A 10,360-nucleotide genomic window follows, 5' to 3' on the forward strand; every position below is an offset into this window, starting at 1 on the left:
CTGGACACTATTTCCGGGAGTCTGATTCCCGGGGATCCTCGGGGGCTGTTTCCGCGGACGCGGACGTACCTGAGGCATCTTTTATTTCTGGAAGATTACCACGATCCGGACTTTTCCCAGCGGAAGTGTCCGGACTATGGACGTCTGTGCCCGATCCGTTATCAACCGGAACCGCTGCAGTTTCGTTGTCACCGGTGTCAACAGGTGCCTGGCCAGGAAGGTAGACAGAGTGCTCCGTCGCGCCACGCTGCTTCACGGAGAGGTAACAGAAGATCGCCAGGGAGACCACAAGGACCAGCACGCTGGTCCAGACATTCAGGCGTTGGGTCACGCCGAGAATGGAGATCATTTCGGCGTCGTCAATGCGCAGCGCCTCGATCCATACCCGGCCGGCCGTGTAGTACGCGGCGTACAGCCAGAACATCCGGCCGCCGCGCAGGGAGAACCTGCGGTCCAGAAGCAGCAGCAGGGCAACACCGGCCAGGTTCCAGAGCGACTCGTACAGGAAGGTGGGATGGAATAGCGTCCCCGGATCGGCACCCGGGGGGAAGTTGGCGTTGTCCGGGTCGATTTCGAGGCCCCAGGGCAGGTCGGTGGGAGCACCGAACAGTTCCTGGTTGAACCAGTTGCCCCAGCGGCCGATTGCCTGGGCAAGCAGCACGCCGGGCGCCGCAGCATCGGCGAAGGCCGCCAGGCGAACTCCGGCGCGCCGGCAGGCTATCCAGGCTCCCACCGCTCCGAGTGCGACGGCGCCCCAGATGCCCAGGCCGCCCTCCCAGATCCGGGGTATGCGGGAGAGGTCGCCGTCGGGGCCGAAGTAGGCATCCGGCGAGGAGAACACATGGTAGAGACGGCCGCCGATCAGGCCGAAAGGGACAGCCCAGATGGCAATGTCCCAGACGACGTCGGGGTTACCGCCGTAGCGCTTCCAGCGGGCAGAGGTAAGCAGCAGGGCAACGATGATCCCGGCGAGGATACACAGTGCGTAGGCGTGGATGGTGGCCGGGCCGATCGAAAAACTGGCCCACTCCGCAGGCGGGCTGGGAATACTCGCGGGGATCATCTCAGCCCTTCGGGGTTCCGGTACTCAGGTCCTTCGCCAGGGCAGCCACGGCTTCGACGCCGCCGTCGCGCAGGGCTGCAACCAGTGCGGTGCCGACAATGACGCCGTCGGCGTAGGCTCCGATTTCCCGGACGTGCTCCGCGGTTGAAACCCCGAGTCCCACGCAGGCCCGTTCTGCACCGGCACGATGAGCGGCTGCGACAACCTCACGCGCTGCCGAGCTCACGGAGGAGCGCGCACCGGTGATTCCCATGATGGACACCGCGTAGACGAATCCGCGGGTGGCGTCCACGGTGGACTGCATCCGCTCCGGGGAACTGGAGGGGGCGACGAGGAAGACGCGGTCCAGGCCGAACTCGTCGGACACCGCAAGCCATTCTGCAGCCTCGTCAGGAATGAGGTCCGGTGTGATGAGGCCCGCGCCGCCGGCTTCGGCAAGACGGCTCGCGAATTCCCGGACGCCCATGCGCATGACCGGGTTCCAGTAGGTCATGACCAGGACCGCCGCATCGGTGCGGCTGGTGATCCCGGCGACAACATCGAAGATCTGCCGCACGGTGAAACCGTTCCGGAGCGCCTCGACGGTTGCCTCCTGGATCACGGTCCCGTCCATCACGGGGTCCGAGTAGGGAATTCCGATCTCGATCAGGTCCACGCCGTTTTCCGCCAACGCAACGGCTGCGTCAATGGTGGTCTGGACGTCGGGGAAGCCTGCCGGCAGATAACCCACCAGGGCGGTGCGTCCCTGGGCGCGGGCCCGCTCGATCGCGGCGGCGGACTTGCTCAGGGTTTCGGTGCTCACAGTTGTTCCCCTTCGGCGCCGATTTCGGCCTCGGCACTGTCTTCGGGCAGCAGGTCGAACCACTCCGCCGCAGTAGCCACGTCCTTGTCGCCGCGGCCTGAAAGGTTCACGACGATGATCTTTCCTGCGGGATCGCCCGGCTCCGCCGCCAGGCGCTGCCCCACCTTCAGTGCTCCGGCAAGCGCGTGCGCGGATTCGATGGCAGGGATGATGCCCTCCGTCCGGCAGAGAAGACGGAATGCTTCCATCGCTTCGGCGTCGGTGATGGGCTCGTAGCTGGCCCTGCCGATATCCGCCAGGAACGCATGTTCCGGGCCGACGCCCGGGTAGTCCAGGCCTGCTGAGATGGAGTGGGATTCGATAGTCTGGCCGTCGTCGTCCTGCATCAGGTACGAGCGTGCGCCGTGGAGCACGCCCGGACGGCCGAGTGTGATGGTGGCAGCATGCCGGCCGGTATCGACCCCGTCGCCGCCCGCCTCAAACCCGTACAGTGCGACCTCGCGGTCGTCGAGGAAGCCGTGGAAGATTCCGATGGCGTTGGAGCCGCCGCCGATGCAGGCACAGACGGCGTCGGGGAGCCTGCCTGTGGCGCTGAGGATCTGCTCGCGCGCTTCCTCGCCGATAACCTCGTGAAAGTAGCGGACCATGGCCGGGAAGGGGTGGGCGCCGGCCGCCGTTCCCAGCAGGTAGTGGGTGGTCTGGACGTTGGCCACCCAGTCCCGCAGGGCGTCATTGATGGCGTCCTTCAGCGTCTGGGATCCGTTGGTCACCGGGATGACCTCCGCACCGAGCAGCTGCATGCGGGCAACGTTGAGCGCCTGACGCCGGCAGTCCTCCGCCCCCATGTAGACAACGCACTCGAGTCCCAGCAGGGCTGCGGCGGTGGCGCTCGCCACGCCGTGCTGGCCTGCGCCCGTTTCGGCGATCACGCGGGTCTTGCCCATGCGCTTGGCGAGCAGGGCCTGGCCCAGCACGTTGTTGATCTTGTGGGAGCCGGTGTGGTTCAGGTCCTCACGCTTGAGGAACACGCGCACTCCGCCGGCATGCTCGGCGAACCGGCGGGCCTCGGTGAGCAGCGACGGCCGGCCGGAGTAGGTCCGGTTGAGCTCTGCGACCTGCGCCAGGAACTCGGGATCCGACTTGGCCTTCTCGAAGGTGTCCTCGAGCTCGTCCAGCGCCGCGATCAGCGATTCGGGCATCCAGCGTCCGCCATAGGCCCCGAAATACGGACCCTGCGCGTGGCGCAATGATCCTCCAGCCAGAAATGCCTCTGCAGCGCCCTCAGTCACGGACTGGGGCTGTGGGGTGTCGGTCATGAACCTGCTGTCCTGTCGTATGGTGTGCGGCTGTCCGTCCCGTGGGCGACAACCTCAGTGATGCAATGCGCTGCCGGCCCTGGCGAACTCGCCGACCGTGAGCTCGGGATTGGAGTGGCGGACCAGCGCTTCCCCGACGAGCACGGCCTGCGCCCCGTCGGCAACGAAGGTCTCGACGTCGGCGATGTCCCGGACGCCCGACTCCGCGACCACCACCGCACCGACCGGAATGAGCCCCGCCAGCGCAGGGAAGACCGAGCGGTCAATGTCCAGGGTCTTGAGGTTGCGCACGTTGACGCCGATGATTCTGGCTCCGACGGCAACGGCCCGTTCCACTTCCCCGGCGGTGTGCGTTTCGACGAGCGCGTGCATGCCCAGGCGTTCCGTGAGCTCCAGGAAGGAGGCCAGTGTGGCGTCGTCGAGCGCGGCGACGATGAGGAGGATCAGGTCGGCGCCGTGGGCGCGCGCTTCCCAGATCTGGTACTCATCGACGGTGAAGTCCTTCCGCAGCAGTGGGAGATCCACTGCCGCGCGGACGGCGTCAAAGTCTGCCAGGGATCCACCGAAACGGCGTTCCTCGGTCAGGACACTGATCACCGCGGCGCCGCCGCGCTCATAGGCCGCGGCAAGTTCCGCTGGATCCTGGATGGCTGAGAGGTCTCCCTTTGAGGGGCTCTTCCTCTTCACCTCGGCGATGACGCGCACACCGTCGGCCCGCGGGCTGAGCGCAGCGAAGGCATCCCGGGGTGCCGGAGCCTGACGCGCCAGGGTCTGCACCTCATCCAGGGAGAGCTTCTCCCTGCGGACGGCGAGGTCTTCCCGGACGCCGGCGATGATGTCGTCGAGAACGCTCACTTAGTCCCCGGAGTTCTTGAGCCGGTGGCCGCCGACGCCGAATCCAGCCTTCTTGAGGATGATTCCGAGCGCGAGGCCGATCACCATGATGAGGGCGCCGATCCAGAACAGGATGGTGCCGGCGTCCTTGTTGCCTTCCGTGCTGGCGAAGACAAATGCGAATGAGGACAGGGCGGCGCCGGCCAGCATCACGAAGACCGCGGTCCACGCTGCGGGGCTGTTGCCGTGTCCGATGGTTTCATCATGGGCCGCGGAATGCTCAACCATAGGGGTGTCGTTGGTACCGGTCTCAGGCGCGGTCTTGGCCATGGCGTATCTCCTTGTGCTGTGGTCTGCAGTCCATTCTGCCATTGATTCGGCGGCGGACTGATTCGGCGCGGCTGGTCAGCAGCGCACGCTCATCCGGTGGGGTCCTCACCCCGGCTGAGCCTGTCCCAACTGTCTATCCCGTCACTGTTCGCATCGGGCTTATCCGACCCGTCCCGGGTGACCGGCTGTTCCTTCCCGCTCTGGTACCGGCGGGCCGCGCGCCAGCTCCGGCCGGCGACAACCAGCCAGACCGCGCACGCCACCAGGGCGGTGCCTGCCAATGCGGCCAGCCATGGCATGGCGGTGACCGCAACCGGTACCCCCTCCTGGCCGGTGACGCCGAGCGCTTCACCGATCGCCGGCGCAGCAGAGGACACCGGATCAGAGGCGACTGCGATGCTGCTGAAAGCTATGCCGGCACCGGCCACAGTCAGAATGGCCGCGATGATGTACCGCGCCACCCGGCCGGCGATCGACGCCGCCAGCGCGGCAGCCAGGCCCACCAGTGCAAAGGCGGTCACCGCCGTCGCCGCGTCCGAGCCCGGGACCTGAATGGCGGGGGTCTGGACGGCCGTTTGCGGGAGGGTCACCGAAAGCCAGGTCTGGGTGGTGCTGCCGAAGGCGGCCAGGGCGGTGACCACAGTTCCCAGCACGACGACGCCGCGGCGCCGCAGTGCCGGTGCGCGGGAGGGCGCCGGCAGGTCCGACGACGGTCGGGAACTCACGCGGTGCCCGTGCCGGCGTCGGAGACCGGGCGGAGGCTCGCTGCCATCAGGGCCGCCCGCAGGGGCGCGGCAGCCTTGTTGACCGTTTCCAGTGCTTCGGCTTCCAGCTCGGAGTCGGCGACGATGCCGCCGCCGGCCTGCACGTAGGCGCGGTTGTCCCGCAGCAGCGCGGATCGGATGGCGATGGCCATGTCCATATCCCCTGCGAAGTCGAAGTAGCCGACCACTCCCCCGTAGATTCCCCGTTTATGCGGTTCAAGTTCGTCGAGCAGCCTCAGCGCCCTCGGCTTGGGCGCACCGGACAGGGTGCCTGCGGGGAACGTCGCAGCCAGCACGTCGTACGCCGTGCGCGCCGGATCCAGTTGCCCGACGACGGTGGAGACGAGGTGCATGATGTGGCTGAACCGTTCGACTTCCATGAACTGCGTGACGTCCACCGTTCCGGGCCGGCACACCTTGGAGATGTCGTTGCGCGCCAGGTCCACGAGCATGAGGTGCTCGGCGCGCTCCTTTTCGTCGGCAAGGAGTTCCTCGGCGAGCAGGCGGTCCTGTTCGCCGGTCTTCCCCCTCGGACGGGAACCGGCGATCGGGTGCGTAATCACTTCGGAACCGTTGACCGTGACGAGCGCTTCCGGTGAGGATCCCACAATGGAATAGGGACGCCCGGCCGTGTCTTCAAGGCTGAAAAGGTACATGTAGGGGCTCGGATTGGTGGTGCGCAGCACCCGGTAGACATCCAGCGCCGATGCCTCGCAGTCCAGTTCAAACCGGCGCGAAATGACTACCTGGAACACCTCGCCGTCCACGATCGCCTCCTTGCCGCGCTCGATCGCGGCGAGGTAGCGTTCGCGGTCCCACCGTTCCCGGACGCGGGACATCAGGGAGGCGGTGTCCGCCGCGCCGTCGGCCAGTACCGAAACCGGCTGATGGGATGCGCCGGCGAGGCGCTGCAGCATGTTCCGGAGGCGCCCGACGGCGTCGTGCCACGCCTCGTCGACCCTGTCGGAGGAGTTGTCGTAGTTGATGGCATTGGCCACGAGGGTGACCTTGCCGCCTGCGTTGTCATGGATGGCCATATCGGTGACGAGGTTCATGGCCAGTTCGGGCAGGTCCAGGTCATCTTCGGGCGGGGAGGTAAGCCGTTCCCAGTGCCGGACGGACTCCCAGCCGATGAACCCGACCATGCCGGAGGTAAAGGGCGGGAGGCCGTCGAAGCGGGCTGTCTGGAGTGCTTCCACGGTCCGGCGAAGGGCTTCGACCGGGTTACCGTCCACGGGCACCCCGGCCGGCGGCTCGCCGAGCCAGCATGCCTCGCCGTCCCTGGTGGTCAGCGTCGCCCGGGAATTGACGCCGATGAACGAGTACCGCGACCAGACCCCACCCTCTGCGGCCGACTCCATGAGGAAGGTTCCGGGGTGGCCGTCGGTCAGCTTCCGGTAGATGCCGATCGGCGTATGGGCATCATCCAGTACCGTCAGGCGGACCGGGATCACCCGCCGGTCCCGTGCCAGGGCCCGGAACTCCTCCAGGCTGGGACTGATTACTCCGAGCTCGTCCATGAGATGCATTTCCTCAATCCTCGCGTCCGGCCTGAGCGCGGACGGGCTGGTGGTTTTACTACGCCGCAGGCGGCATTTATGCGGACCCGACGACGGCGGCAAGGTCCCTGCCGTCGAAGCAGGTACGGGTGCCCGTGTGGCATGCGGCGCCCACCTGGTCCACGCGGACCAGCAGCGCGTCCCCGTCACAGTCCAGTGCGACCGATTTCACATACTGCACATGGCCCGAGGTGTCTCCCTTGCGCCAGTATTCCTGCCTGGACCGCGAGTAGAACGTCACCCGGCCGCTGTTGAGGGTCCGCCGGAGCGCCTCGTCATCCATCCAGCCCAGCATCAGCACCTCACCGGTGTCGTGGGCCTGGATGATCGCGGCGACAAGGCCGGCGGCATCCCGCTTGAGCGCCCCGGCGACGGCGGGGTCGAGTCCCCGTGCCTCGTTGGGCTCGGGCAGTGCGGCGGGTTCGGGGTGTTGTGACATCGCAACTGATTCTAGTCGTGCGGCGACGGGCCGCTGCATTGAGGGCGGCCGGTGCCGGAACCGCGCGCGCAGGGCGTCCGTCATGCTATTTTCAGCAGTGATGCATTTCGTTGATCCTTCCCGTGAAGTCCTGTCCGAAACCCTGCTGGCGGCCGGGCCTCACTCACCCACGCTGTGCGACGGCTGGCAGACCAAGGAGCTCGCTGCGCACCTCTACCTGCGCGGTCATCGGCCCGCCGTCGGAATCGGCGCGCTCATCAAGCCGCTCTCGGTGGTGTCGGAGAAAGCCACCCGGTCGCTGGCCGCGAAATGCTCGTCCACCCAGGCTTATGAAAAGCTGGTCAACGATTTCCGCAAGGGACACCCGTTCTACTCTCCGATGCGCCTGCCGTCGCTTGACACCAGCACCAACCTCATCGAGTACTTCGTGCACACGGAAGACGTGCGCCGGGCAACGAGCCGGTGGGCGCCGCGCGCGCTGGATGAGGACTACTCGAACGCGCTCTGGGATGAGCTGATCAAACGCGCAGCCATTCTCTACCGCGGCGTGGACCTGGGAATTGTCCTGGTACGTCCCGACGGGCCGCGGCACGTGGCCAAGCGTGCGCCTGTCTCAGTGGCGATTGTCGGTGAGCCCGGCGAACTGCTCATGCACGCTCACGGACGCACCCGTCATGCGCTCGTCACCTTCGAGGGGCAGCCCGACGCCGTCGCCCTGCTCGAAAGCGCGGAAGTCGGCCTCTGACCGGGCCCGCCGGGCAGGAACTCAGCGCACCGTTGCGGTGCCCGGGAGTCAGCGAACGGGGAATCCGGCGTTCCGGATGGCCCGCTTGACCTCGGCGATGGCATCGACCGGACCGAAGTGGAAGACCGATGCGGCGAGCACCGCGTCGGCGCCCGCTGCGACCGCCGGTGGGAAGTGCGCCGGTTCGCCGGCTCCGCCGGACGCAATGAGCGGAACCTTCACGGCGGCGCGGACGGCCCGGATCATCTCCAGGTCAAAGCCCTCGCGGGTGCCGTCGGCGTCGATCGAATTCAGCAGGATCTCCCCCACCCCGCGCTCTGCAGCCTCACGCGCCCAGGCAACCGCGTCAATCCCGGTGCCTTTCCGGCCCCCGTGCGTGGTGACTTCAAAGCCCGACGGCGTTGAACCATCATGCGTGCGCCTCGCGTCGAGGCTGAGCACCAGGACCTGCGATCCGAAGTGGGAGGTGATCTCGTCGATGACCTGCGGGCGTGCGACGGCCGCGGTGTTGATGGAAGCCTTGTCCGCGCCGGCACGCAGCAGCCGGTCGACGTCGGAGATTTCCCGGACACCGCCGCCGACGGTGAGCGGGATGAAGACCTCCTCGGCGGTTTTCGCGACCACGTCGAAGGTGGTGGCGCGGTTCCCGGAAGACGCGGTGACGTCGAGGAACGTGAGTTCGTCGGCTCCGGCGCGGTCGTAGCGGTGCGCCAGTTCAACCGGATCACCGGCATCGCGGAGGTCTTCGAAGTTGATGCCCTTGACCACACGGCCGGCATCGACGTCGAGGCAGGGAATCACGCGGATTGCCACACTCATTGGTTGGCCCGTCCTAGATCCGGCACGCGTGGATGGTGCTGACCAAAATGGCACGGGCGCCGAGGTCATAGAGCTCATCCATGATCCGGTTGGTGCTGTTGCGCTTCACCATGGACCGCACCGCCACCCACTCGGAGTCGCGCAGCGGTGAGATGGTGGGCGATTCGAGGCCGGGTGTCAGCGCGGCGGCCTGGTCGACCAGTTCCTTGCGGATGTCATAGTCGAGCAGGACGTACTGGCGCGCCACGAGCACTCCCTGGAGGCGGCGCATCAGGATGTCAAGCCCTGCCGGAGCGGACCCGCGGCGGCCGATCAGGACCGCTTCGCTGCGCAGGATCGGATCGCCGAAGATCTCCATGCCGGCGGCCTTGAGCGTATTGCCGGTCTCCACGACGTCGGCGATTGCGTCGGCGACGCCGAGCCGTACTGACGATTCCACCGCACCGTCGAGGCGCACCACTGTCGCCGCGACACCCTCTTCGGCCAGGAACGCGCGCAGCAGTCCGTCATAGCTGGTGGCTAGCCGGCGTCCCTCGAGCTCGGCGACGGAGGCGAAGTGCCCTACCGGCCCGGCGAACCGGAAGGTTGACGCTCCGAAGCCGAGGGGAAGGAGTTCCTCGGCGTCCACCTGGGCGTCGAGAAAGAGGTCACGGCCGGTGATTCCGACGTCGAGCGTTCCGGAGCCGACGTACACCGCGATGTCGCGCGGGCGCAGGAAGAAGAATTCGATTTCATTTTCCGGATCCACCATCACCAGTTCGCGGGTGTCGCGGCGCTGGCGGTATCCCGCCTCGCTGAGCATGGCGGAGGCGGATTCTGACAGGGATCCCTTGTTGGGGACTGCTACTCGAAGCATGGGTTTCCTTGCATGAGGAGGGTTTCCTTAGGCTGGCGGCGTGCCGCGCGTGGATTGTTCCCGGGATCCGGGCGCGCGGCTACAGATGCTTGTAGACGTCCTCCAGCGTGAGCCCCTTGGCGATCATCATCACCTGAAGGTGGTACAGCAACTGGGAAATTTCCTCGGCGGCCGCCTCATTGGACTCATACTCCGCAGCCATCCACACCTCGGCGGCCTCCTCGACCACCTTCTTGCCGATGCCGTGCACGCCTGACTCCAGTTCGGCCACGGTGCGGGACCCGGCCGGGCGGGCGGCAGCTTTCTCGCTCAGCTCAGCGAACAGGGTGTCGAAGGATTTCACTCTGTCAAGGTTACTGGGTTGCACGGGATCCGCCGTATCGCGCCCATTGTGTGTGACGAATCTCTATGCTGCACGGCCGCACGGTCACCGGTTCCACGGCGCCAGCACGGATGCCGTGGCCAGGGCGGCGGCTGTGGCCTCGTAGCCCTTGTCCTCGCTGGATCCTGCCAGCCCCGCGCGGTCCAGGCCCTGGTCTTCCGTATCGCAGGTCAGCACACCAAAGCCCACCGGCACGCCGGTGCGGACGCTGACGTCGGTGAGTCCCGACGTCGCGGCCTGGCACACGTACTCGAAGTGGGGCGTTCCGCCCCGGATGACCACACCGAGCGCGACGACGGCGTCATAGTGCGGTGCCAGCCGCGCTGCAGCGACCGGAAGCTCAAAGCTGCCGGGAACCCGGATCACATCGGGTTCGACGCCGGCGTCCGCTGCCGCCCGGCGGGCGCCGTCGAGCAGTCCGTCCATGATGGCGGTGTGCCAGCTGGCCGCG

The 10,360-nt window shown here is 67.0% G+C and carries 13 protein-coding genes; 1 reads left to right on the forward strand and 12 read right to left on the reverse strand.

Translation table 11 applies throughout. The features are described 5' to 3' along the window. Positions 1 to 7 precede the first annotated feature (7 nt). From lgt to hisI, 8 genes are all read right to left on the reverse strand, one after another. Positions 8 to 1,063, reverse strand: coding sequence for a prolipoprotein diacylglyceryl transferase (gene lgt / locus X803_RS16945; RefSeq protein WP_084033241.1), 1,056 nt, complete (start codon positions 1,061 to 1,063; stop codon positions 8 to 10). Between the two features lies 1 nt (position 1,064). Next, positions 1,065 to 1,865, reverse strand: coding sequence for a tryptophan synthase subunit alpha (gene trpA, locus X803_RS0100990; RefSeq protein ID WP_026543670.1), 801 nt, complete (start codon positions 1,863 to 1,865; stop codon positions 1,065 to 1,067). Next, complete coding sequence (gene trpB, locus X803_RS0100995; RefSeq protein ID WP_026543671.1) at positions 1,862 to 3,181, reverse strand: tryptophan synthase subunit beta; 1,320 nt, start codon at positions 3,179 to 3,181, stop codon at positions 1,862 to 1,864. The genes trpA and trpB overlap by 4 nt, the downstream gene beginning before the upstream one ends. 54 nt (positions 3,182 to 3,235) lie before the next feature. Further along, a complete protein-coding gene (gene trpC / locus X803_RS0101000; RefSeq protein WP_026543672.1) occupies positions 3,236 to 4,036 on the reverse strand; it encodes an indole-3-glycerol phosphate synthase TrpC in 801 nt (266 codons plus the stop codon). Next, positions 4,037 to 4,303: an HGxxPAAW family protein gene (locus X803_RS0101005; RefSeq protein WP_156929926.1), complete on the reverse strand. Its 267-nt coding sequence runs from the start codon at positions 4,301 to 4,303 to the stop codon at positions 4,037 to 4,039. 131 nt (positions 4,304 to 4,434) lie between these two features. Further along, a complete protein-coding gene (locus X803_RS0101010; RefSeq protein ID WP_051470330.1) occupies positions 4,435 to 5,070 on the reverse strand; it encodes a Trp biosynthesis-associated membrane protein in 636 nt (211 codons plus the stop codon). Continuing rightward, entirely contained in the window at positions 5,067 to 6,629 is a 1,563-nt protein-coding gene (locus tag X803_RS0101015; RefSeq protein WP_026543675.1) for an anthranilate synthase component I, read from the reverse strand. The genes X803_RS0101010 and X803_RS0101015 overlap by 4 nt, the downstream gene beginning before the upstream one ends. Before the next feature lie 76 nt (positions 6,630 to 6,705). Continuing rightward, positions 6,706 to 7,107 (reverse strand): phosphoribosyl-AMP cyclohydrolase, encoded by a 402-nt coding sequence (gene hisI / locus X803_RS0101020; protein ID WP_026543676.1) that lies wholly within the window; start codon positions 7,105 to 7,107, stop codon positions 6,706 to 6,708. 100 nt (positions 7,108 to 7,207) lie between these two features. Between hisI and X803_RS0101025 the strand changes: the two genes are divergently transcribed. Next, complete coding sequence (locus X803_RS0101025; RefSeq protein WP_026543677.1) at positions 7,208 to 7,852, forward strand: TIGR03085 family metal-binding protein; 645 nt, start codon at positions 7,208 to 7,210, stop codon at positions 7,850 to 7,852. A gap of 48 nt (positions 7,853 to 7,900) precedes the next feature. Here the strand turns inward: X803_RS0101025 and hisF are convergent, their stop codons facing one another. The 4 genes from hisF to ribH form a co-directional block, all read right to left on the reverse strand. Beyond that, positions 7,901 to 8,671: an imidazole glycerol phosphate synthase subunit HisF gene (gene hisF / locus X803_RS0101030; protein ID WP_026543678.1), complete on the reverse strand. Its 771-nt coding sequence runs from the start codon at positions 8,669 to 8,671 to the stop codon at positions 7,901 to 7,903. 13 nt (positions 8,672 to 8,684) lie between these two features. Continuing rightward, complete coding sequence (gene hisG, locus X803_RS0101035; RefSeq protein WP_026543679.1) at positions 8,685 to 9,527, reverse strand: ATP phosphoribosyltransferase; 843 nt, start codon at positions 9,525 to 9,527, stop codon at positions 8,685 to 8,687. Between the two features lie 79 nt (positions 9,528 to 9,606). Next, on the reverse strand, positions 9,607 to 9,870 hold the full coding sequence (locus X803_RS0101040; RefSeq protein WP_026543680.1) for a phosphoribosyl-ATP diphosphatase: 264 nt from the start codon (positions 9,868 to 9,870) through the stop codon (positions 9,607 to 9,609). A gap of 84 nt (positions 9,871 to 9,954) precedes the next feature. Continuing rightward, positions 9,955 to 10,360 (reverse strand): 6,7-dimethyl-8-ribityllumazine synthase (gene ribH / locus X803_RS16950; protein ID WP_035777378.1); only part of this gene is annotated, 406 nt, incomplete at its 5' end.

Origin of the sequence: Arthrobacter sp. 35/47 (genome assembly GCF_000520475.1) — a bacterium.
In the GTDB taxonomy this organism is placed as follows: Bacteria; Actinomycetota; Actinomycetes; order Actinomycetales; family Micrococcaceae; genus Arthrobacter_D; species Arthrobacter_D subterraneus.